Raw genomic sequence first — 24,467 nt, forward strand, 5'->3', positions numbered from 1 at the left:
GAAACTTTCTCCGGACACATACTTATGGAGGAATGGAAACGCGACAAGCTCTTCAACGAAATCCGAGTTCGCCTTTATAGCCGTCCAGAAAAGATAACTATTTTGACTGCAGACCAGAAGCAGATCGAAAAGAAATCCATAGTATAAATGAAATGATAAATGACGATAGAAAGACTTGAAACATTACGCTAACGCAGAACGTTAGTTAAATAAAAATAGCTGGTTCACCACCATTGAGGTGATGGTTTTTATTTTGGTTAAAAATCAACAACACATGATCCATTAACTGCCATTACATTTTTTTGAATTTTAACACATAATTAAAAATATCTAATTTTAGTTTCATAAAAAAAAGGTGGCAACATTCGTGCAAAATCAGAAAAACCTAGCGGGAATCAGAGGCTGGCTTCTATTCTATGTGAGTTACTCAATTGTTGGAGTTTCGATCAATCCATATTACATATTCAAGATGATAGAAGAGGTACTAGAATGGGATGTTGAAAGAGTGTATGCTATTGGTTCTTATATTTTACTAGAAGTTCTTTTTATCATTTCTCTTTTTAATTTATTAAAGAAGAACAAGAATGGACCATTGATTACAATCATAACTGAATTAATAGCGATATTATTTAAAATAATTGATTTCTTTTTCTCAAATAGAACACTATATGATGTTCTTGATTCAACACTTATAATTATTGTGGGAATGATATGCATTTTATATTTTAGATATTCGAAAAGAGTAAATACAACTTTTTGAATGTATCTCAAGAAGGCACTGGCATCAGATACCGTCGTTCAACTAACGCAGCACTATAGCTCAATTAATAACTAAAACGCGGCTGCCGGCACAGATCGGCAGCCGCGTTGTGTGGGATCAACACATCCAGTTACTGCCGATAAACACCATTCTGTGACCACTATGTTCAATTCAGAAGGGAAAATTATTCAGTGGTAATGAGCAAGGCAATGAAATTAACATGGAAAAAGAACATTACGTTTTAAGCCAGCAGCGAAAAAGCAGCCGATCATGGCTGCTTTTTCTTTTTCATGTAAACTTACCATGGAATCGAAAATCTGTGGCGCGTACTTTTCCAATTCAACGTACCCGTCAATACGAGTGCGGCGAAATAGAGAAACAAGGAACAGACGATTGAAGTGATTACGCACCATAACTGCGGCATACCATGGCTGGCAACATAGTTATAGGTCCAGTGTCCGCATATCACCATCAGCATCATGCAGATCCCAACCTTGACATAAGGACGAATACTCCAATAAAATCCGATCGAGCTTGAGATGGAAAAGAAGTTCAGCAGTGTTTGCATCACAATGCCGATACCGATGCCGTACGCAACGCCAATAATACCAAATTGGCTGCCGAATACGAAGATCGAGACACCCTTGAATACGGTGGCTATTACGTAATTCCACAGCGTAGCTTTCGCGCGGCCGAGCCCGAGCAGAATCGCATGAAGCGGAGCATCGAAATAATGCAGGAAAAACATCGGCGCCAGTATTTTCAGAAGCAATCCTGCTTCAGGTGCATTATAGACAAGTGTCGTTAGTGGAGTTGCCCACTCGTACAAGATAACGGTTGCCGGCGCGCCGATCAGGAGTCCCAAGATCATAGCCTGATTCATCCTCTCATGTATGAGCAGACTGTTCTTGTTCGCCGATGCCTCGCCAATCGCAGGAATGAGAGCGGTGGACAAGGACTGCGTGATAAAGCTTGGCATGAAAAGCAGCGGAAACGCATAGCCGGCCAGCTGGCCGAATTGCTTCGTGGCTAACGCCGTGCCGATGCCGGCCAGCGCCAGGCTGGTTGTAATAAGAAGCGGCTGGAAGGTGCTGTATAACGAATGAATGACACCGTGCCCGGTCGTCGGCAGTCCGATCTGCAGCAGCTCGCCGAGTGTGCTTCTTCCTTGTTTCAGGTGGCTTGCCCAAGTCTCGCCCGGCATCTTCGATTCACCGTATAGCTTGTAGCTTGTCACCAGGAATAGGAGGCTGATCGCTTCGCTGACAACAGAGGCAGCCATTGCTCCGGCAGCCGCATAAGCGACGCCGTAAGGCAGCAATAGGTGGACCAGCGCAAGTACACAGGCGATTTGCACCGTATGCTCCAGCAAATCCGAAGCGGCAATGGTCTTCATCTGCTGCATGCCGCGGAAATATCCCTTTAATACGGCGGAGACAGCGACGATCGGCGCGATCGGCGTAATCGCCAGCATCGCGTAATAAGCGCGTTGGTCGCTTAGCAGAATGGATGCGATCCACTCAGATCCAAGTAACGATATGGTCGTGAGCGCTACGCTCAAGACGCCCGTGACAGCGAGCGAGACATGCAGGATGCGCCTCACTTTCATCCGTTCGCCGCGAGCGTGGGCCTCTGCGACCAACTTTGAAATTGCCACCGGCAATCCAAGCTCCGTAATCGTAATGACGAGCGGGACGAGCGGATGCGCCATCATCAAGATGCCGATTCCCTCTGCGCCCAGTACGCGAGCGATATACATGCCGCTGATAAAACCGAGAATACGGTTGATGAAAGCAGCGACAGACAAGACCAGCGTACCTCTCATGAACGATTGCCCGTGTTGTGACATGACTTGTGTCCTCCTGTTTATCGAATACTTAAATGTATTCAAAAATTGGAAAAGCATGCGAACAAGCCGTTGTTGATGTCATTTTTGGACATGTGATGGCGCATAGCGGCGCGGCGACTTTTTCTATTTAACTTTTCTTCTAGACGATAGTATTCTATTGTTTGTTCTTGGCTTGATTGTGTTGGTGGTTGAATATTTTAACAAGGATTAGTGCCAAGTCATAGTGTAACTTGTTACGCTAACGCAGAACGATAGTTTAATATCAGAGAGCTGCTATAGGCTGAAATTCGTTTATATGAATGAAAAATAGCTGTCGGGTCTAAAAAGGAAAAAATTAGTTTCATCGCGAATATTAGAAATATGGCGAAAGTGAATATGGCTTTGGCAAGAGGTGAATTATGTTAGGTGCTGTTCTAGGGGATGTAATTGGTTCAGTGTTTGAGTGGCATAATACCAAGTCTACTAAGTTTAAACTCTATGATAGGTTCACGAGATTTACAGATGATACTGTTTTAACAGTAGCTATAGCAGACGCTATTCTAAACAAGAAAAAACAAAGTAATAAGCATTAGTACGCAAGCAAGAGATTATATGCTAATAAATTAAGGCAATATGCAAGATTGTATCCTAACGTTGGGTATGGACAAAAGTTTGAGGAATGGGCTTTGAGTAACAACCCCAACCATACAGAAGTTATGGAAACGGATCGGCTATGAGAGTGTGCCCGATAGGATTTTCCTTTAGCTCTTTAGAAGAAGTGATGATTGAGTCCAGAAGATCAGCATTAGTAACCCACAATCATAGACAAGGTATCATTGGTGCTCAAGCCGTAGCTTGTGTAGTCTTTCTAGCGAGTAACAATAAATCAAAAGATGAAATTAAATCATTTATTCAGCAGAGATTCAAATACAATCTCAAGCAAAGACTAGATGACATAAGGCCAAACTATACTTTTGATCTAAACTGTCAACACTGAAAGGACGACAACTATAATTGGAACTAAAAACCGTTTTAAGAATTACATTAAGTGTAGTTGCCTTGATAATATATGTAATGCAATTAATTCAACTGTATCGTTTTACAAAGAAATTAAAGGGAGAACTTAAGAAGGGGCGAGTTTTATCACGAAATTTTAGAGAAAAATGGGGAAGACGGGAAAACATCAATATTATTTTTATAATCTTTGCAACTGTTTGTATGATTGTGGCTGTCTTTTTAAGGGATGAATAGCTTGTCGGCTGACCAATTTTTCATTGGTTCAACGGAGAACGATAGAGGAGGAGCTTGCTTTTCGGAAGATCCTTTTTCTATTTATTGGAGAGTCGCCAAATTTCAAAAATGGCAGCGGCGATCTGAAGAGCAGCGGCAAATACTTTCGCGACCGGGCACGCAGCTTTAACAACAAGGGATTGGTGAACGAATACCGTAAGCCGAAGCAATCCTACCGCGAGGTACGCGATGTTTACCAGTCTTGGGGAGATGAAGTTCAAGCTTAAATTTTTTATCCGTAATTCATCATTTTTCTTGTCCAGTAATCCGTAGAAATTCGTATTAGATCATGGGCTACATTGCATAGGTAGCTGCCTTTTTTATAACTGGCTGCTACTTCCCATTCCGGATTTTGTTTGATCGAAAAATAGGAGACGTTCGTGCTGGGCTTGGCGTACGTAATCGGAAAAATGGAGCAGCAGATGCCCTCCGCAACCATTTTGAATAAGGTTTGGCAGCTTCTGGTTTCCAACAAAATGTCAGGACTGATGTTTTCTTCGTTGATCAGATGATCATAGATTTCGCGAAGGGTCGAGCCTTTTTGCATAGTGGCAAAGGAGTCGTTTTCAAAACGCTTTAAGCTTATTTCAGGAAGTTGTTCGCCAAGCTTTCCTCCCAAGTGTGCAAGAGGATGAGCATTTGGAACACCTAGAATAATCTTTTCAGAACAGATATGGATATAATGATCATTCGTTTTTTGGGAGTTTTGCAAAGTTAAAAATCCAATATCAAGATTACCTTGAAAGATTTCGTATTGTTGTTTTTTGACGGACATTTCAATAGGCTCAATTTTTACATTCGGATATTTTTTATAGAGAATTGGGTATATAGCCGCAAACATCTTAATACCGCGCTCCGGAGTTAATCCAACAATCAATTTTCCTTCTTTTATCTCAAGAATATCGTTAATCCGGTTGTACGTTTCTTTTTTTATGCGTACGATTTCTTTCGCGTTCTCGACATAAATTTTCCCGGCATGCGTCAAGTGCCAATTGCTTCTTGAACGTACGAAAAGCTGTGTGCCCAGTTCTTTCTCAAGTTTTAAAAGCTGCTGGTTTAAGGCAGATTGGGTGATAAAAAGCTTTTCCGCAGCTTTTGTTATATTGTTTTCTTCCGCTATCTTAATCATATAATCCAACTGTTTTAAATCCATTCGAAGAAAATTCGCCTCCTTACTCTTAAATTTATTTAGAGAAATCTAAATATTTACACTTTTACTTTATTATAATTTCAGATTACGATGTTTTTGGGAAAATAACAAGTATCGAGGACGCTTTCCGATGTGAATGTAAGCGCTGTAAATGATTAATGAAGTGATATTGAGGTTGTTAGGCAAACAAATGAAGGAGGAAAAATGAGATGGATGTCAATAGCACTAAAGTTTCGAATCATCTTTCTTCAGCTATAGCGTTTGCAGGAAAAACCCGGGTACGCTATATGATTTTGTTGGTATTGTTTGTCATAACGACGATAAATTATGCCGACCGCGCCGTCATATCGATAGCGGGAACACCGATGTCGAAAGAGCTTGGCTTGGATGCGGTTTCCATGGGTTATGTGTTCTCAGCTTTTTCGTGGGCCTATGTGATCGGCCAATTACCGGGCGGGTGGTTTCTCGACCGTTTCGGTTCGAAGTTGATCTACACGCTCAGCATTTTTTTCTGGTCCTTTTTTACGATTACGCAAGGTTTTATCGGTTTCTTCAGTACGGGTATCGCAATAACCATGTTGTTCGTGCTCCGTTTTATGGTCGGTTTGTCGGAAGCGCCTTCATTCCCAGCGAACAGCAGAATCGTATCGGCATGGTTCCCGACGAAGGAACGCGGAATGGCATCGGCGATTTTCAATTCGGCTCAATATTTCGCTACGGTCATCTTTGCTCCAATCATGGGCTGGCTTACCAGCTCTTACGGTTGGAAGTCCGCATTTGTTATTATGGGTTTGATTGGGATTGTGCTGTGCGGGGTATGGGTAAAGACAATATATGGCCCCAAAGATCATCCGCGGGTGAATCAAGCGGAATTAGATTATCTAGAGCAAGGCGGAGCTTTGGTGAATCTGGATCAGGCGAGAGAAGGAAGCGCGAAAAACGCTGAAGTGAAATGGGGCTACTTGAAGCAGCTGCTGACAAACCGCATGACGGTAGGAATCTACACGGCTCAGTATTGTTTAAATACGCTTACTTATTTCTTTCTCACCTGGTTTCCGGTCTATCTGGTTAAAGAGCGGGGGATGTCCATTCTGAAAGCCGGATTTGTCGCTTCGCTGCCAGCCCTTTGCGGATTTATGGGCGGGATCTTAGGGGGACTCATTTCCGATTACTTGCTGAGGAGAGGAAAATCCTTATCGGTAGCCAGAAAAACGCCGATCGTGATCGGGATGCTCTTATCGACTTCGATGATCATCTGTAATTATGTAAAGGTCGACTGGCTTATCGTATCGATTATGGCATTAGCTTTCTTCGGAAAAGGCATAGGCGCATTGGGTTGGGCGGTCGTTTCGGATACATCCCCGAAAGAGATCGGCGGGTTAAGTGGAGGTCTGTTCAATACGTTCGGCAATCTTGCCGGAATTACGACTCCCATTATTATCGGGTATATTTTGAAAGCAACCGGCTCGTTTAATGGAGCGCTAATATTTGTCGGGGCCAACGCCTTTATGGTCATCCTGTGTTATTTGCTCATCGTCGGCGAGATTAAACGCGTTGAATTAAAGGCGAATTCATAAAATAAAAATTAACTTATCCGGATGGGGAGGTCATACTCATGACTTTGAAACAAACGCGGAATGAAACTCCTCTTTATATTAAAGTACATCCCAACGACAATGTTGCGATTATTGTCAATGAAGGCGGGTTGCCTAAAGGAACGGTATTTTCTTGCGGGCTCGAGCTAACGAATCATGTTCCTCAAGGACATAAGGTGGCGCTAATCGACCTCAATCAAGGCGCAGCGATCATACGTTACGGAGAAGTGATTGGGCATGCCGTTCAAACGATTGTAAAAGGCAGTTGGATCGACGAATCGTTGGTTCAGCTTCCGACACCGCCGAGGTTGGAGGAACTATCGATAGCTAGCAACGTGCCGGCATTGTTGCCTCCCCTCGAAGGCTATACGTTTGAGGGTTACCGGAATGCAAATGGCAGCGTCGGAACGAAAAATATTCTTGGGATTACGACCAGCGTGCAATGCGTCGCCGGCGTAATGGAATATACGGTAAAGAAAATCAAAGCGGAGCTGCTTCCGAAATATCCGAATGTCGAGGATGTCGTAGCATTAACGCATACTTATGGATGCGGGGTTGCGATCAATGCGCCGGATGCGATAATTCCGATTCGCACGATTCAAAATCTTGCCCAGAACCCTAACTTTGGCGGGGAACTCATGGTCGTTGGTTTGGGCTGCGAGAAGCTGAATCCTGAACGTTTGGTGCCGGAAGGGGACTCCGGTAAGATCATATCCTTGCAGGAGCATCACGGATTTATTCCTATGGTCAAATCGATCATGGAGATGGCGGAAGCCCGGCTCGATCGATTAAATCGCCGGAAGCGCATCACTAGCCCCGCTTCCGATTTGGTCGTCGGTTTGCAATGCGGTGGAAGCGATGCGTTCTCAGGGGTTACGGCCAATCCGGCAGTCGGCTATGCCGCCGATTTGTTAGTACGCGCCGGAGCGACGGTCATGTTCTCCGAAGTCACTGAAGTGAGGGATGCGGTTCATCTGTTAACACCGCGGGCATCTAGCGAAGAAGTCGGCCGGGCCTTGATTCGTGAGATGAAATGGTATGACGATTATTTGCAGAATGGTCAATCCGACCGAAGCGCCAATCCGTCACCGGGCAATAAAAAAGGCGGTCTCGCCAATGTGGTTGAAAAGTCGCTCGGATCAATCGTGAAATCAGGCACCAGCCCGATTGTTGGGGTCCTATCCCCCGGTGAAAGGACTGCCGAAAAAGGACTGATTTTCGCGGCAACGCCGGCTAGTGATTTTGTATGTGGCACTTTGCAACTAGCCTCCGGTATCAACTTGCAGGTGTTCACGACGGGGAGAGGGACGCCTTACGGTCTGGCTGTCGCTCCGGTGATTAAGGTGTCGACAAGAAATTCTTTGGCGGAACAATGGCATGATCTGATCGATCTGAATGCGGGGAGAATCGCAACGGGAGAGGCCACCATCGAGGAAATCGGCTGGGAAATCTTCCACTTGATCCTGGATGTCGCCAGCGGACGCAAGAAAACATGGGCGGATCATTGGGGACTATACAACGATTTGGCATTATTCAACCCTGCACCTGTAACCTGATCCGGGTTCTTATCCAGCCCGACAACGCTTCTTAATTCAAGGTTTGGCTGGCAGCTCAGAAAAAGGATAAAGTATAATAGTGCCCGGAAGGGCACTTTTTATATTTTAATAAAAACAAATGCGCACGCAAGACAATAAAAAGTATACAATTAAATTAAGAAATGAGTTAAATTAAAGTTTTCTGCAACCGTTTTCATCATGCATTACCGACTACAGGAATCATAATACCCTCCTCAAATAAATATGGCCCGGATCCCACTAACTATTGCACTGCCATAGCTTCGCGTACCAGATTTAGCTGGTCAACCTCATAATACGAATATATTTTACATACTCAAGGCAAGGTACTGTTCAAAAGGAGGGTACGCTTTGAAATTAATCCCGCAAAGTTTAAAGGTATTTAAACAAAAGAGTATCTTTGTGAAAATGTTGTTTTTGTTTAATATTTTCATTCTGATCGCTATTCTTGCATTTGGTTATGTTTCGTATACCCAATCTTCTTCTCTGCTCGTTGAGGAAGTAGTGAAATCGAACTATAAATATATCGAGCAGGCTAGAGACAACATTGATGAAACATTGACCTCCCTGGATAATTTGTCCTTTCAGATTTCACTTCAATCGCAGATCCGAAGGTCGCTGTATTTATCGGAAACCACATGGGATCTTGACCAATTGCTGTTTCTTGATATTATTAAATATTTAAAAAGCGTCAAGCAGGCGAATACATTGATCTCGGATATATGGATCCAGTTCTACCGCTACCCGATCGTATTGAATCAGGAATCCAAATACAATCTTGATTATTATTATGAGGATATTTACAAAACCGGGCAGTCAACAGATTGGACAACTCCAAATCAAAACCACCATGGGCTTAATTCTATGGGCAGATTTCAAGCAAACTCGTATGGAATAAGCTCATCCGTAATTACATTTGCGCGGACGGTTCCTCTAAGTGAAATCAAGCCTATGGGCGCTTTGTACCTGAATATCAAAACGGATGATTTTTCCAACAGGGTTCAAGGCGTCAGTGATCCTTATCCGGCATTCATCTATGCGTTGGACATCAAGGGAGAGGTTGTATTTAACAGCAAAATTCGCAGCGATCAGGATGAGTTGATTAATTCTGTCAAAGGGGCCATTACAGAGAAAGTAAGAGGAATCAATGCTGGTAATGGTTATCTGGAGCAGACGATTGCGGGTAAATCGTATCAAATTTTGTTTACTTCATCGAAGGTGAATGACTGGAAGTATATAAGCGTGGTACCGACGGCTTTTATCACGGAAAAGGCAAATGCGATACGTCAATTTACATTTGTAACGGCTATTATTTGTCTGATAGGCGGCTTGATTATGTCCTATTTTTTGACCAACCGAATTTACCGTCCCATCAACAAGATTATCGGATATATCAACGTATTGGGCCGCACCCCTCTCTCCAGCCAGGACAATAATTCCAAGGAAGATGAACTTGGCTTTATCGATCGAATTATTAATTATGTGTATTATGAGAATCAAAGCTTAAGGGGCTCTTTTGAAAAAAACCTTCCGGCACTTCAGCAAAAATTTCTCTACGACCTCATTGATGGCAGAGTATCGTCGGCCAACGTACAGCAGCTTGCAGAGGAAATTAAATTGGAGTTTAACTATGGTTCGTATCAAGTGATTGTGTTTGAAACCGTCGATTTTTCTCTAGAGGATAAAATCAATCTGCGTTACCGGGATATTCTGGAAATCGTAGATGGGATGGTTAGTGAGTTGGACGACGTACATCTGGGTGTACGATCGATCCGCAAGCGCAATGACAAAATCATTTCCCTGTTAAATCTCGATCATCCCAATTCGAAGCCGGAGGTGATTCACGATTTTATCCAAAAGGTCATCTCCTTTTTCGAGCAGGAGTATTCCCGGACTTTCACGGTGGGGATCGGCAATATTTACAGCACGATAGATGAGGTGCCCCTCTCTTATGTAGAAGCTTTGTCCGCTTTGCAGTACAAGATCGTCAAGGGAGAAGGCAGCGTGATCTTTATTGATGAGGTTGACAAATTGCCCGAGAGCTCCTTCAGTTATTCGATAGAAGTGGAGAAGCATATCATCAACTGTGTGAAGACCGGAAACCATGTGGCTTTGCACCAACATTTGCAGAAAGTATGGGGAGATAATTTAAAGCAAGGGGATATAACGCCGGAAATTATTACTTACCTGTTTCAGGCTCTGGTAGGCACCGCAATCCGGACGATTTACGAAGTCCTATCTACGACCGGGGAAATATTCAGCGAATCCTTTGATTTATATAAAGAGGTTAATCAGCAATCACGCTTGGAGGATAAGAAGGAGTTTATTGAATGGATGTTCCAGAGCATCAGTGACTGGATTCAAAACAAGAAGCAGGGGCAGGATAATACTTTATTCAATCAAATTAAAGACTATGTGGAAAAAAATTATCATCTGGACTTATCGTTAACGATTCTCGGGGAGAATATCGGATTATCGCCTTCTTACCTGAGCAGTATTTTTAAAGAAGTCACGGGTATGAATTTTGTTGATTATATAAATACAAGGCGGGTTGAACAAGCTAAAATGCGGCTGCAGCAAACCCAGGATACCGTTTTTGAAATTTCCGAGAAGGCGGGATTCACGAATTCCAATACCTTTATCCGGGTGTTCAAGCGGCATGAAGGGATTACACCGGGACAATTCAGGCAATTGCATACGAAGGAAGACCTCTAGAAGACTGGTGATAAAAGAGTGGAGCGACCGGGGTTTATTGGAGATAACGAAGCAGTACTAACCGTCAGGAGCTGATTCCTGGCGGTTTTTGGCAATGATCATGAAAAAAGTAGATGTATCTAAAGAATTATCGATATACGAAATTCATGTAAGGGGATACATTGAGTAGGCGAGCGAAGTACACGAAACGTTGAGAGGAGAGTCTTACCTATTGGCTAAGCAAACTATAGCTGCTGCGAGCCCGCCATCCATAAGTGCAGGATACAAGAAAACATCAAGCAGACGAAGCATTTTCAAAAAAGTCCTGCCGTACTATCTGATGTTCCTGCCACCGCTGATTTATTACCTGATCTTCAGATATGTACCTGTCGTCATGGCCGTCGTGATCTCTATGATGGACTACAATATTTACAAGGGGATTCTTGGGAGTGAATGGGCTGGACTTAAGCATTTTATCGATTTTTTTAACTCTGTTTATTTTGGTAGGTTGCTGCGCAATACACTGATGATCAACCTTCTGAGCTTGGTGTTTGTATTTCCTGCACCGATTATTTTTGCCCTTTTATTAAATGAGGTTCGGAACTCGCTGATCAAACGCATAGTACAAACGATCAGTTATTTGCCTCATTTTGTTTCGACGGTTATTGTAGCGAGTATGGCGGTAACCTTTCTTTCGCCCAGCGTAGGATTAATCAACAATATTTTAGTGCAATTCGGTGTGGAACGGACGAATTTTTTACTGGATCCGAATTATTTCTGGGGAATCTTTACCTTTATGGATCTGTGGAAAACACTCGGATGGTCGGCAATCCTGTACTTTGCCACTTTAACGGGCATCAATACGGAATTGTATGAAGCTGCAAGAGTAGACGGTGCGAACCGCTGGCATCAGACCTGGCATATTACGCTTCCGGGTATCGCCCCTACGATTATTATTTTGCTGTTACTGAAAATCGGTCATATGCTGGAGATCGGTTTCGAATTAATCGTGCTTTTGTACAACCCGAATACGTACCTGACTGCAGATGTCATCGGTACCTATGTATACCGGAGGGGAATATTGGATGCTAACTACAGCTTCGCATCTGCAGTCGGACTGTTTCAGTCGGTCATGGGGCTGATTCTGATCGTAATCGCCAATAAACTGGCCAAAAAGTACTCGGAAACGAGTTTGTGGTGATTTGTAACCAACAAAGAAGCATGCTTTCCACACAGAAAGCGTTAAGGAGGAAATGGTATGGCTTTCCGGCGTATGACGCTTGGAGGATTGGTGTTCAGTTGCATCAATGCATTGGTTCTGGGGTTAATTGTCGTTATGACCTTGTATCCGTTTCTTTATGTCGTGTCCGCCTCATTGAGTGAGCAATTGTACATTCAGCAGGGGAGAATCGGTATTATACCGATGGGATTCCAATTAGAGGCTTACAAAAGAGTGCTTGAGTTTCCGATGCTCGGAAGATCCTATTTGAATACGATCCTATATACGGCGCTTGGAACGGCAATAAGCCTGGTGTTAACGGTATGTGCCGCCTATCCGATGTCCAAACGGGACTTGCAAGGCCGTAAATTAATGACCACGATCGTGCTGATTCCGATGCTCTTCGGAGGCGGATTAATTCCCACCTTTCTCGTCGTGAATGCCCTCGGGATGCGGGATTCGATATGGGCGATCGTCATTCCGGCGGCGGTGACTTCTTTTTATGTATTTATCCAGCGAACATTTTTCGAGCAAATTCCTGTCGAGTTGGAGGACGCCGCCAAAATAGACGGGTGCTCGATGGTACAAACACTGGTCAAAATTATTTTGCCGTTGGCGATTCCGTCTTTGGTGACGATTGGCTTATTCTATGCGGTTAACGAATGGAACAGCTTTTTCCCAGCTATGATTTATTTGAATGATGAGAAACTGTTTCCAGTGCAAATCCTGCTTCGGGCGATCGTGATTCAGAATCAGACGGATCAGGTTTTGGTTGATGTTTTTGACGACAAGAACCTGTTAAGCGAATCAATTAAGTATTCGACTTTGGTTGTAGCGACACTACCCATTCTTATTGTGTATCCTTTCATTCAAAAATACTTTGTCCAAGGGTCGATGATGGGATCTATTAAAGGTTAAAACACAAATTTAAAGGAGGCGTCAACATGAAAAAAGAAAGTTGGATGAAAGGAATAACCGGCTTAATATTGGTATCGGTTACATTGGCTGGATGCCAAACAGGCGGGCAAGAGAAGGCAGCGGCGACTCCGGAGGCCAAGGCAGGCGAGGCGAATAAGCCTGTTAATGCGAATGGAAAGATCCTGGATAAGCAGATCGAGGTTAGTGTCTATATGAGGCCGAGACCTGAATCAGTGGAGTCCAATGAACTACTATGGATGAAGCCGATTTCCGAAAAAACCAACGTCAATTTCAAATGGCTGAAGGCACCTGCAGACGTCAACGATTACATCGAAAAGTTCAATTTGACCCTGGCGGGCGGGACGCTGCCAGATCTGATGGAGGCACCACTGGATTTATTAAATAAAGGCGGGGAGAATGGCGTATTTGAACCGTTGAACAAGCTGATCGAGCAGAATATGCCTAATTTTAAAAAGATTATCGAGCAAAATCCAGCGATCTTGAAGGATATCAAATCCGATGACGGGAACATTTACTTTTTCCCTCAAATCTCAGCCGTCAAAACGATCAACCTGCAAATCTTCCGTCAGGACTGGCTGGATAATCTCGGGTTGAAGGCACCGAAGACAACCGAAGAAATGTACCAGGTACTGAAGGCATTTAAAGAAAAAGATCCGAATGGAAATGGCAAGAATGATGAAATTCCTTTCACAACAAGAAGTAAAATGAAGGGTTTGCTGCCATTCATCGAGCCTTTTGGCGTATCATTTGAAGAGGATTTTTATGTGGAAAACGGTCAGGTGAAATACACGTACACCAATGCCAAATTAAAGGATGCGCTTGAATATACAGCCAGGCTGTACAAGGAAGGCCTGATAGATAAGGAATATATAACGAATGATCAAAAGGTCTGGGAGTCCAGATTCACGAATGAAGTATCGGGTGCTACCTTTGATTCATTCCCGCGACTCGAGGCTCTTGAGAAGCTGGTTGGCAAGGCCAATCCGAAGGTCAACTTAACTGGTTTGACACCGCTCCAAGGCCCAACAGGGATTGCTCCATTTACCAAAAGTCAGCAAAACCTGATCAAGAACGGTTTTGGTATCAGCTCCAAATCGAAATTCAAAACCGAAATTGCTAAGGTACAGGATTGGTTTTACAGCCCCGAAGGACAGCTGGCGATGAATTTCGGTAAGCTGGGCGAAACGTATACGATGGAAAATAATGAACCGAAATACACGGATCTCGTGATGAAGGATAAAAATAATGCGCCTCTGATCAAAATGTATGAGCTTGGACACCGGGAGTTTGCTTATCAATGGGACATTCGTTACGAGAACGCAATGGTTTCACCTAAGCTGGCTCAGATTCGTGATTCGATTACGCCTTTTATTAAACCTAAGTATCCAGTTGCCTTGTCCTTCAAGCAGCAGGAGCGTGATGTTCTTAACTCCAAATTTACAGAGATTACGACGTATAAAGACGAGATGATGAACAAGTTCATTATTGGCTCGGAGCCGATCAGCAAGTTTGACGATTATGTCAAACAGATTGATAAAATGGGCATAGATGCAGTCTTGAAAGTCCAACAAGCCTCTTATGACCGATACCTGAAACGATAAAAGCAGAAAGCGGTGACGATCAGATGATGGTTGAGCATAACGTTCATTCCGTTCCTAATCCAGTGCTTCCAGGGGATCATCCAGATCCCTCGGTAGTTCGGGTGGGTGAAGATTATTATGTTGTTACCTCTACCTTTCAATATTTTCCCGGCGTCATGGTGCACCATTCCCGTGATCTGATACATTGGCGCCCCATTGGGCACGTCATTACTCGACGCAGCCAAATTGACTTGACCGGGGTACCGGATTCTCATGGCGTATTCGCTCCCGATATATCGTATGCTGACGGGATGTTTTGGGTGGTCGTTCCTTTTTTTCACGGACAGCCGCGTTGCACAAACCTGCTGTTCACAGCAGAACGCCCGGAAGGGCCTTATTCCGAAGGCGTGGTACTGAATCATCACTTTATAGACCCATCCATATTTCACGACGATGACGGTCGTCGTTACCTCGCCTTTGGCGGAGGTTGGCTGCAGGAGCTTCATCCCGATGGGTCCAGGCTTATTGGAGATGCCAAGCAGGTGTGGCCGGGGACTGGAGGCAACAACCCTGAAGGTCCGCATATCGTCAAGCGCCATGGCTATTACTATCTGATGCTGGCCGAGGGAGGGACGCGCTTTGGACACATGGAAACATTGGCCCGCAGCTGTTCGATTTGGGGACCCTATGAACCATGCCCACACAATCCAGTGCTAACACAGACGGACCCTAGCAAGCCACTGCAGAAGGCAGGCCACGGTAAGCTGGTGGAGGATATGAAAGGGAACTGGTGGATGCTGCACCTTGGAGGGCGTCCGTTGACTCCAAATGGCAGTACGCCTTTAGGGCGTGAGACTTTCCTTGAATCAGTTCGTTGGACAGACGATGGCTGGTTTGAGGTAGGAGACGGGGGAAGCCCGCAGGAGCGGGTGCATGTGCTGCTCGAAAGTGGGCAGGAACCCATCTTGGTTGAGGCCGAAACAGACCGTTTCGACGAACCAGAGTTGTCTCCTGTTTGGGAGTGGGTGCGTCACCCCTTTGAAGGAAGCTATACGTTAACGGGAAACGGGCTTGAGCTGGAATGCGCACCTTACCCGTTATATGTCCCCGGGTCGACCCTTATCCTAACTCGCCGATGGGAGCATTTCTGTTTTGAGGCGCACACACAGCTTTCTTTTGTACCCCAGTCGTTGGGCGACGAAGCAGGGCTGGTCCTGTACCGCGACATGGATGCCATGCTGCTTGTTAGTGTCCGTTATGGAATCGGCCAAACCGCAGGACAAAAGTTTGATGCCGCCCGATTGCACGAGAAGCAGGAGGATGATGGACTCTATGTACAGATTGACCGCTCGGAGAAATGCCATCGACATATGCTGTATCGGGAGAAGCTTGATATGGAACCGGGAGCGGACTTATGGCTGAGAACCCAGCTTGATGCAGAGAGTCAGCAGTTCACTTTCGCCATATCGGTTGAAGGGGTGGAGTATAGGGAGCTGGAATTGTTCGTCTCAGCGGAATTTCTGTATCCGGAGCATTTTGCCAGATTCAATTGTTTCACGGCTCCCCGTGTAGGCATCTTTGCTCGTGGTGTATTGTATCAGCAGCACGGTAAGGCGTTGTTTAAACAATTTACGTATCGCGGAAATTCGTAGTGTAATCGGTTTGTAATTCGTCCAACAGGAAAGAACTACTACCTTTCTTGTAGAGAGGCGGCGAATAGAAATGGCGTTGCGCCACTACTGATGTGCTACAACGAAATCAAGATGTTTTCGTATATTTTTCTACGATAGCATAATTAACTAACGACGATAACGCCAAAGCCGGACATGATCGAAGTCTTAGCGTTTATTTTCGTTAAAATGTTGGCACGATCCCTGAATTAATTTATCCAGTTGTGGTTCAACAAGAGGAGGGAACAGTTTAATTTTATTTTCAAAATAAGTGAGAAAATATTCAAATTAATCGAGAAATTAGTTCTTTTGATAGCTCGATATACAGGATGAGCGCTTCCCCCCATAGATCCATACCATGCGCCATGCTATAATCCGAGTAATTATTACCTTTTTTCCCAATGATGCACATAACTCCGATTAATCGATTTATCTTTCCGGGTATTTTCCGGAATCGTTATTGGGGAAATTGGAAGCGCTTTTATAAGAGGGGGAAGCGACATTGATAATAGGTGTTAGATAATGGGATTGCGGGGTGTAGTTACTATTTGAAGGAGGGATTTTATTATGATGAAAAAAGTCTTAAGTAGTTTGGTGATGGGAAGTCTATTGGTGACTTCATCTTATATTGTTGCAGGTAGTAAAGTAGAGGCAGCCGTGATTGCTTCAATTCCTAATACGATTAAGGTTGAAAAGAGCTATGATACTAGCTTTTTATCCGTTCCTGGCTATGCTTCTTTAGGAGTAAATGATAGAAGTAGTTATGTGGGAACATCCTATTATCGTACAGTTAGTAATGGTAGAGAGTTTTTACAGGCAATTCTGGATGCGAGTAAAGGTACTGTTAAAGTAATTGAAGTTACGGATAATATTAACTTAGGATGGACTGAATTAGCTCTAGATTCAACTGAAAAATCAAAGTATAGTTTCATTACAAATTATCCGAAACCATCGAACGGATTCACGAATCCACTGTTAATCGCTTCCGGAGTAACTAAATTAAGCATTTCAAACGTAGATGGGTTAACCATCTTCTCAACATCAGGCAAGACCATTAAGCATGCGGAAATAAAACTGCAGGGTTCATCTAACGATATTGTCATAAGAAATCTCAAATTTGATGAAATGTGGCAATGGGACGACTCGGGAAAGCATAAAGAGGTAGGTTGGTCATTTATCAAGGTGAATGGCGCTAACAATGTATGGATAGACCACTGTAAGTTTTCTATAGCGGCAGATGGAATGATTGACATGGAAAACGGTGCATCCAATGTAACATTTTCTTGGAATGAATTCGGATTAGAAGCAACTGAAGATCCAGATAAGGGCAGTTCTATTTATAAGTCAATCGAATATATGGAGCAAAAATATGCAGCAGGTGCATTGGACCCATCAACCAGCGTTTACTATAAAATGCGTAACGAAGGCGCTACCAAAAATCAGATTATGGCTTATGCAGCATATCACTCTAAAGTTCATTTGGTAGGCTCCGGCGATAAGGATTATACGAACTATGTTAGTCCTACCGGAGTTGAGGTCAAAGATGGAAATCAAAGACTTAGATTGACGATGGCGTACAATCGTTATACGAATGTTGGACAACGTTTGCCAATGATTCGTCAAGGAGCTGGCCATGTATTTAATAATTATTTTGATAATTCGACGCATCAGAATGTAATGGATAGTGTATACGCTATCTCAAAATATGGCGGAGATACATTATCACGTGGAGTGAATGCAAGAAATGGTGCTTCGATAGCAGCAGATACAAATGTTTATAATGCTTTTAATGAACCACTGATAGGTGCAGAACGTCAAGGTGACGATACTGGAAATATGAGTGCACCTTTTAATGAGTTATTTAAAGATGCGATCAACCATAGTTTAATTGTTAATTCAAAAGTAATAAATAGCAGCGGATCTTATATAGGAAGCAGCTGGGACAATAATGGTGATAATTTGTTTACCAAGGGAATCACTTGGTATGACAAATCAACAATCGGGAAATGGGCTTGGTCTTCACATATCGTCGGGGTAGAAAATATGAGTAAAACGAACCCGCCCAGCACACCGTTTACTTTCACCTATGATTACAATGAGCAATTGCCTTATGCATATAAAACCGTTCCGCTAAACAGTGTTGTACCAACAGTAGTAAAATACGCAGGAATATCAAAAAAAGTTGAATTCAGTGCTGCTTACTGGTTAAAAACAAACTATATGGATGCATATTCGAATGCATATTCGACTATTGAAGCAGAAAGTTACAACAAGAACCACTGAACCCAAAAAATTTTATACAAGAAGTTGCGAATCCAGCGGGAGGAGGAGGGCGCCGGCGGTGACTACCCCGAGCTGGAGCCAGGAGAGGGTCAAAATGGTTAGTTTTGGCTTAGTGTGTTTAATCGTTCTAATTCTAATAGTTATTGTAATCTTTTATGCAGGGATATTATTGGACTTTATCAATCCAAGTGCTCTTCAAGTTCAACTTTTAGGTGTTCATATAACACTGTTCGGAGTAATTGTTTTGTTAGCTTTTGAAGGTTCTTCTGGATATGGATTTACTATTGGGTTAATTGGGCTTTTTACAGGCATGTTCGGTTCATTTAGAGAACCCCAAAGGGCTTAAAAAGAGAAAGTTGATTGAGCTAACGGGTACCGAGGGAGTTCAATAAAACAGCTTCTGCTAAGGACTTTATTTCTCGTCCTTTGCAGCCGCTATTTTGATTTTTCATTCGTTAAACCGAGTGGATTTAACACATTCAAAACTCTTACTCCTCACTAGCTCCTTTCAATCGTACCAAATCAGCATCGTACCAATGCCAAACCTCATCCGTCGCTTGATCAATAATCGTATTATTAGCCCGTTGAATGAAAACTCTACGGGCTTTATCCATGTAATACGTCCCTAAGGTTAGATATATTGATATGTGGATCGGTAAATTTATGAATCCTTCTTCCACCGGGTCAAATAAATTCTACTAAATAACGCTGCCAAAGTTGGAGTATTGTAGATAAACCAAATCGACCAGTCGCGTTTAGGTGGCTGGTCGATTTTGGTTCCAGATTACTCACAGGCTTACGCTATAATCAGCTTCCGGGATCCAGGTTTGAGTATAAAAATCTCTTCCACGTATATGAACACGATCCTCATATACATCGATAACCAAGCCCTCCGAACGGGTTCCTTGAATCGGCCGATCGTTGTTATCGTAGGGGGAACTAACTGAAGAACTGTTTACCATCGTGAACACATCCCTGACAAGCGTGGTGGGTAGACGCAGTTCCCAATGGGTATGCCCTGAAAGGAAAATTACTTCAGTGTATACGGATAATAGCTGTTTCAATTCCATTTGCTGCACAACGCCCCGCTCTACGCTGCCTGATACTGTGCCTTGCAGCGGCTGATGAAGAAATACGAACATTGGCCTGTGCGGGGAATAGTTTTCTTGAAGCTTCTTCTGCAGCCAGCTTAACTGAGCAGAGGATAACCATGCATCTTCGTAGTTAGCCGGATCGGATTGTCTATATTGTTCGGAACCTAGAAAAATGAAATGATATCCTTGAATCCAACTGTTGTAATAAACGCTAGAGATTTCTGTATGGGACAGAAACCGTTCTATGGACGCTCGATCCGATTCACCATTGGGAAAAGTACTTGGCGACCAGTCCGCATTAGATTTGTAATAAGCTTTGTAAAATTCGTGATTGCCTAACGTATAGTAGACTGTCTTCGGAAGCGGATACTTCTGCAGAATAGAGTTTAACATAGCATAATCATCGGAACGCCCGTCCCCAAGATCACCGTTAATCACTAAGGCGTCTAGATTAGGGTTCAACCGATATAAATCTTCTAACGCTGCGCTGAATTTACCCTGAGCTTGCGTATCCCAGTACTGAACATGAATATCGCTGACGACAGAAAAGCTTAAATGAGGAGATTGGCCTGAAGCTTTTCTCAGCTCATCAGCTAGACGGTTAATCTCATCTTTTTCCTGTTGGGATTTGACGAGATTCCAGCGCGGCAGAAGAAAAGATTCTATAATTTTGACAGTATCTTTCACACTAAGCAACCGCATCCTCCCCCTTAGCACTAAGTTTAATCTTGGGACTGACCCGAAGCTTTCCTTAACTCATTGGCAATCCGGTGAATTTCATCCTTGTCCTCTTGTGAGGTGACGAAATACCACATCGGGCTTAAAAAGGTCTCGATGATTTTATTGGCATCTTCCGGGCTTAACACTTGATCCCCTCCTAAACCAGGCTGTCCATCTATCTCTACAATATGTAGAATCCGCCTTCAATGAAATGAGTAAGGCACACATTTTTGAAATAGTGGGAAAGTTTTCATGGGTCGTTCCACTAACGAGGAACTTTAGTTCAATCAATAAAGCGTGAAGGCAGCTGGCAGATGATCGGCTGCCTTTTCTCAACTAAAGTGCAGAATAACGAAATGTTAACTCCTCCTAATAGTAGGAACTGATAATTTTAGCGGCTACTTATTGAAGTAGTGGGAAGCGATCCAATAAGAATAATGTAACCAGCATTCGGTGGCAGCAACGATAAGCTAGCTCAGTAGAAAAATCAGAGCCCAAAGACGAAGACATTGATTAAACTTATTAGTTATGTAATTCAACTAACGGAAATGTAAGTTCAATAACAAAATAATGTGGCAGCCGGCAGCTTAGGTCTGGTAGCCTTCTCAGTTAACATAGGAGGGAAACATGTTTTCCTGGATAAAAGAAATCCACAAAGTGTTTTGAAGGTGGTGCATAATCCTCCATACTGATTAGAAATAATAACTTTTAAATACATGGATTTGAAGTTATCAAAAATGGAGACATCTTACCGATAAGAGAATTTATATTCTAAAAGGAGAACGCCCAATTGTTTAAGAAAATACAAATTGTATTAACGCTTTTGATTTCGCTATCAATAGTGACCGGATTTAGCAAACAAGACCCTATTGTTGTGAAAGAAGTGGAAATCAACGTAATGAAGACAGCTGGTATCCTTCGGTACGATATTGTATTAAAGAAAACAAAGGAATTAAATTTAGACAATAGTAAAGCTGGCGATTCGCCTGGTCACCATATGTTTTATCATGGAAATGGGTTAAACTATGCTGTAAGACCAAATCCAGCGTTGGCTTCTTTAATGGAACTTGAACAAAACACAAAGTACGTAAAGATGCAATTACGTGGCAGCAATAATTCTGGGAATTTTAGGGCAAAAGAAGAAACGATTCTTAGTCTTGAATACGCTATTAAAAAAGATTCGGATTTTGAAGGGGTAAGAAAATCGGCACTTGATTCTACATTGCTTGTGCTTATGGGAAACGAAGTTATTTCTGAAATTCCTTTAAACAAATAGGAGTAGCCTAAGGCAACTTCTTTTTTATTTACCTTATATCAAATCCTTTTGCTTTAAACTGAACTAACGCAGAAGTACGACAAGTTCTGCCATAAGCACCAAACAGTGTGAAAAGCAGAAGATTACAAGGTGTAATCTTAACTTTACAACCGAGGATGGGAATGACGGAACCATGTATCCCGAAACCATCTCGCCAATACTCCTGCGCGCGTCATGACTAACAGGTCATGTGGTGTGAAGTACAGGTAGATTCGGCAGAACGAAGGCTAGAGCCATTCTGAGAAAAAAAAGGTATGCCAACGGATATGTCGCGCGGTTGAAAAACTGAATATGGTGAGAATGCTCGCAAAGAAGCGAACTGACGAACTTCCGAATGTACAGGTCTAAAGTTAGAGCATGCGGAAACATATGTACCATCAGACGATGGTGTGAGTGGCGTAAAGTAAAACTTTCTGCTATGAAATACGCGATGCCGAACTATGGCGGCATGGATATCACAGGCTTAGAGGAAGCACCTAAGTTCAGCACGGATAGCTAGGTTATAAGGGACTTGGAAAACAAGGGACGTTGCAGTAAGGGCTGTTACCCGAAACGGTTGCAATAAGGCACTTGCCGAAATGAATTTATCCTTGTGAGGGCAGGGGTACGACCGATGAAGCCTCGTAATCGAGGTGGAGGAACAGCCCCAAGTCTAATTGAAAAGAACGATCATTTTCCATACGTGAATTGCACCGATCAGGTAGGAACGTGGGAACATCACTTCGTCAAGGAGGGGTGCCACAGTGCAAGCTTTACGAAATTGGGAGTATTACGGCATGACGGAATCATTTACGGAGTTGTATGCAAGAGCGGCAAACAAAGAAACCTTTTCACACCTCTACGAGATCGTCACATCTAGAGAAAATATCTTGCTGGCTTACCGCACAATGAAATCCAATAAAGGATCAAAGACACCAGGAACAGATGGGTTAACCATTAAAGACATCGAACAACGACCCGAACACGAATTAGTGAGTGAAATCCAAAGCAGACTAGAAAACTACCGTCCCAAGAAAGTCAGACGGAAACTTATCGAAAAAGACAACGGCAAATGGAGACCGCTTGGCATCCCTTGCATCCTCGATCGCATCATTCAACAGTGCTTCAAGCAAGTCTTTGAGCCCATAGCTGAAGCCCAATTTTACAACCATAGCTATGGTTTCAGACCCCTTCGATCGACACACCATGCCATGGCAAGAGTTCAATTTCTCATCAATCAGGCGTCGATGCATTTTGTAGTCGACATTGACATATTGGGGTTTTTCGACAACGTCAACCATACTTTGCTCGGGAAGCAACTTTGGAATATGGGTATTCAGGATAGACAGGTTTTAGCGTGCATCTCTAAAATGCTAAAAGCTGAAATCGAGGGGGAAGGAATACCTTCAAAAGGCGTGCCTCAGGGAGGCTTGCTCTCAACACTGCTCTCGAACATTGTGCTGAATGACCTCGATCACTGGGTGGCTGGTCAATGGGAACTCTTTCCGCTGACAAAACCTTTCAAATCAAGAACTGGCGAAAGGGCTGCGAAAATACGGTCTAGTCTGAAAGAAGGCTATCTGGTGCGTTACGCCGACGACTTCAAAATCATTTGCCGCGATTGGAAGTCAGCCCATAGATGGTATCATGCGGTAGTCCTGTATCTCAAAGACCGTCTGAAACTCGACGTCTCACCAGAAAAATCGCAAATCATCAATCTGCGAAAACGAGAGTCTGAATTCCTTGGGTTTACAATCCGCGCGAACAAGAAGGGTCAAAAGAGAGTTGCGCATACGGGTATTAAAGCCAACAAAAGGCAGAAAATCAAAAGCGAAGCCAAGAAACACATTCTCAAAATGAGGGCATCGCCAACGGCTCTAACCGCTGCACGGTTCAACAGCTTTGTTTTAGGAATTCATAACTACTTCAATCGGGCAACACATGTTAGTGTTGCGTTCTCACGTCTTGCCTACGATCTGCGAGCTTTCATGTACAATCGTCTTAAACAAATCGGGAAATACGAGCATCCTGCAAACCCACCGCCAACTTACAGCAAATTTTACAGCTTTGGTTACAGGACTTTCAAAGTAGCGGATGTTTATTTATATCCTCTAGCCAATGTGAAAACAAAGAATACGATGGGCTTTAGTACAGGACTTTCGCTCTTTACCACAGCAGGCAGAGAACAAATACACAAAAAGCTTCGCCCAGATTTACGTCAGGAAATTTACTTTCTAACGACATCTAGCATCCCGAATCAGAGTGCCCAATATATGGATAATCGGATTAGTCGGTATAGCATGAAAATGGGGAAATGCGAAATTACAGGCATGCACCTTTTCGCATCCGATGTTCACTGCCACCACTACATCCCGTTGCACCTAGGTGGAAACGACAAGTTTAACAATTTGCGTATCCTCCACACAGAGGTGCAACAACTTATACTTCTAACTCAGATACAGACGATTGACGTACTCAAGAATAGACTGGGTCTAACGGAATTGATGATGAACAAGATCAACAACTACCGTGAAAAATATGCTTTAGAACCAGTTTAACATATCCCAAATCAATGAGTAACGAGGAACTTATGATCAAGTACATTTAATTAGAGGGAACGCGGAGTGCTTGGAAACTGGCACGCTCCGTGTGGAGCAGGGGAAAAGCTGGAGATTACATCAAATGCTTACCTATTGCAACCGTTAGTTGAATAAAGACACGACGGCAGCCGGCCAGAACGATCGGCTGCTTTTTCGTTGAGGGAAGGGTATATTATC

At 43.3% G+C, this 24,467-nt stretch carries 19 protein-coding genes and 1 pseudogene; 15 read left to right on the plus strand and 5 right to left on the minus strand.

All coding sequences use genetic code 11. The features are described from left to right. Nucleotides 1-367 precede the first annotated feature (367 nt). Nucleotides 368-760, plus strand: a complete 393-nt coding sequence (locus QFZ77_RS22220) for a DUF2569 family protein (RefSeq protein ID WP_307442740.1) — start codon at nt 368-370, stop codon at nt 758-760. 298 nt (nt 761-1,058) lie between these two features. On the opposite strand, the gene spoVB is transcribed toward QFZ77_RS22220, so the two are convergent. After that, nucleotides 1,059-2,609 carry a stage V sporulation protein B gene (spoVB, locus tag QFZ77_RS22225; RefSeq protein WP_307442742.1) on the minus strand — a complete coding sequence of 517 codons (1,551 nt, stop codon included), beginning with the start codon at nt 2,607-2,609 and terminating at the stop codon, nt 1,059-1,061. Between the two features lie 700 nt (nt 2,610-3,309). Here spoVB and QFZ77_RS37900 point away from each other — a divergent pair. The 3 genes and pseudogenes from QFZ77_RS37900 to QFZ77_RS22235 form a co-directional block, all read left to right on the plus strand. Next, a pseudogene (locus QFZ77_RS37900) lies at nt 3,310-3,585 on the plus strand (ADP-ribosylglycohydrolase family protein); the annotation flags it as partial. A gap of 17 nt (nt 3,586-3,602) precedes the next feature. Continuing rightward, on the plus strand, nt 3,603-3,839 hold the full coding sequence (locus QFZ77_RS22230; protein ID WP_307442743.1) for a hypothetical protein: 237 nt from the start codon (nt 3,603-3,605) through the stop codon (nt 3,837-3,839). A gap of 23 nt (nt 3,840-3,862) precedes the next feature. Continuing rightward, nucleotides 3,863-4,105: a hypothetical protein gene (locus QFZ77_RS22235; RefSeq protein WP_307442744.1), complete on the plus strand. Its 243-nt coding sequence runs from the start codon at nt 3,863-3,865 to the stop codon at nt 4,103-4,105. 5 nt (nt 4,106-4,110) lie between these two features. On the opposite strand, the gene QFZ77_RS22240 is transcribed toward QFZ77_RS22235, so the two are convergent. Further along, nucleotides 4,111-5,031: a LysR family transcriptional regulator gene (locus QFZ77_RS22240; protein WP_307442745.1), complete on the minus strand. Its 921-nt coding sequence runs from the start codon at nt 5,029-5,031 to the stop codon at nt 4,111-4,113. 206 nt (nt 5,032-5,237) lie between these two features. On the opposite strand from QFZ77_RS22240, the gene QFZ77_RS22245 reads away from it, so the two are divergent. The 9 genes from QFZ77_RS22245 (at nt 5,238) to QFZ77_RS22285 (ending at nt 18,928) form a co-directional block, all read left to right on the plus strand. Then, complete coding sequence (locus QFZ77_RS22245) at nt 5,238-6,605, plus strand: MFS transporter (RefSeq protein WP_307442746.1); 1,368 nt, start codon at nt 5,238-5,240, stop codon at nt 6,603-6,605. A gap of 38 nt (nt 6,606-6,643) precedes the next feature. Further along, nucleotides 6,644-8,179, plus strand: a complete 1,536-nt coding sequence (gene garD / locus QFZ77_RS22250; protein ID WP_307442748.1) for a galactarate dehydratase — start codon at nt 6,644-6,646, stop codon at nt 8,177-8,179. Between the two features lie 369 nt (nt 8,180-8,548). Further along, entirely contained in the window at nt 8,549-10,912 is a 2,364-nt protein-coding gene (locus QFZ77_RS22255) for a helix-turn-helix domain-containing protein (protein ID WP_307442749.1), read from the plus strand. 211 nt (nt 10,913-11,123) lie between these two features. Further along, nucleotides 11,124-12,092, plus strand: a complete 969-nt coding sequence (locus QFZ77_RS22260) for an ABC transporter permease (protein WP_307442750.1) — start codon at nt 11,124-11,126, stop codon at nt 12,090-12,092. Between the two features lie 57 nt (nt 12,093-12,149). Continuing rightward, nucleotides 12,150-13,028 carry a carbohydrate ABC transporter permease gene (locus QFZ77_RS22265; protein WP_307442752.1) on the plus strand — a complete coding sequence of 293 codons (879 nt, stop codon included), beginning with the start codon at nt 12,150-12,152 and terminating at the stop codon, nt 13,026-13,028. Between the two features lie 26 nt (nt 13,029-13,054). After that, nucleotides 13,055-14,650, plus strand: coding sequence for an extracellular solute-binding protein (locus tag QFZ77_RS22270; protein WP_307442753.1), 1,596 nt, complete (start codon nt 13,055-13,057; stop codon nt 14,648-14,650). A 23-nt stretch (nt 14,651-14,673) separates the two neighbouring features. Beyond that, nucleotides 14,674-16,281, plus strand: a complete 1,608-nt coding sequence (locus tag QFZ77_RS22275) for a glycoside hydrolase family 43 protein (protein WP_307442756.1) — start codon at nt 14,674-14,676, stop codon at nt 16,279-16,281. Between the two features lie 585 nt (nt 16,282-16,866). Next, a complete protein-coding gene (locus QFZ77_RS22280; protein WP_307442758.1) occupies nt 16,867-18,582 on the plus strand; it encodes a pectate lyase family protein in 1,716 nt (571 codons plus the stop codon). Nucleotides 18,583-18,676: 94 nt separating this feature from the next. Then, a complete protein-coding gene (locus tag QFZ77_RS22285) occupies nt 18,677-18,928 on the plus strand; it encodes a hypothetical protein (RefSeq protein WP_307442759.1) in 252 nt (83 codons plus the stop codon). 142 nt (nt 18,929-19,070) lie between these two features. On the opposite strand, the gene QFZ77_RS22290 is transcribed toward QFZ77_RS22285, so the two are convergent. From QFZ77_RS22290 to QFZ77_RS22300, 3 genes are all read right to left on the minus strand, one after another. Next, nucleotides 19,071-19,196, minus strand: a complete 126-nt coding sequence (locus QFZ77_RS22290) for a hypothetical protein (protein WP_307442760.1) — start codon at nt 19,194-19,196, stop codon at nt 19,071-19,073. Between the two features lie 174 nt (nt 19,197-19,370). Further along, the gene (locus tag QFZ77_RS22295; RefSeq protein ID WP_307449737.1) at nt 19,371-20,363 is read right to left on the minus strand and encodes a metallophosphoesterase family protein; all 993 of its coding nucleotides are present in this window, start codon (nt 20,361-20,363) and stop codon (nt 19,371-19,373) included. A gap of 35 nt (nt 20,364-20,398) precedes the next feature. Then, nucleotides 20,399-20,542 (minus strand): N-acetylmuramoyl-L-alanine amidase, encoded by a 144-nt coding sequence (locus tag QFZ77_RS22300; RefSeq protein ID WP_307442761.1) that lies wholly within the window; start codon nt 20,540-20,542, stop codon nt 20,399-20,401. 644 nt (nt 20,543-21,186) lie between these two features. Here QFZ77_RS22300 and QFZ77_RS22305 point away from each other — a divergent pair. Both QFZ77_RS22305 and ltrA read left to right on the plus strand, forming a co-directional pair. Next, the gene (locus QFZ77_RS22305) at nt 21,187-21,672 is read left to right on the plus strand and encodes a hypothetical protein (RefSeq protein WP_307442763.1); all 486 of its coding nucleotides are present in this window, start codon (nt 21,187-21,189) and stop codon (nt 21,670-21,672) included. Between the two features lie 782 nt (nt 21,673-22,454). Next, on the plus strand, nt 22,455-24,248 hold the full coding sequence (gene ltrA, locus QFZ77_RS22310) for a group II intron reverse transcriptase/maturase (RefSeq protein WP_307442765.1): 1,794 nt from the start codon (nt 22,455-22,457) through the stop codon (nt 24,246-24,248). The last annotated feature ends 219 nt before the right edge of the window (nt 24,249-24,467 follow it).

It is taken from the genome of Paenibacillus sp. V4I3, assembly GCF_030817215.1.
GTDB lineage: Bacteria > Bacillota > Bacilli > Paenibacillales > NBRC-103111 > Paenibacillus_E.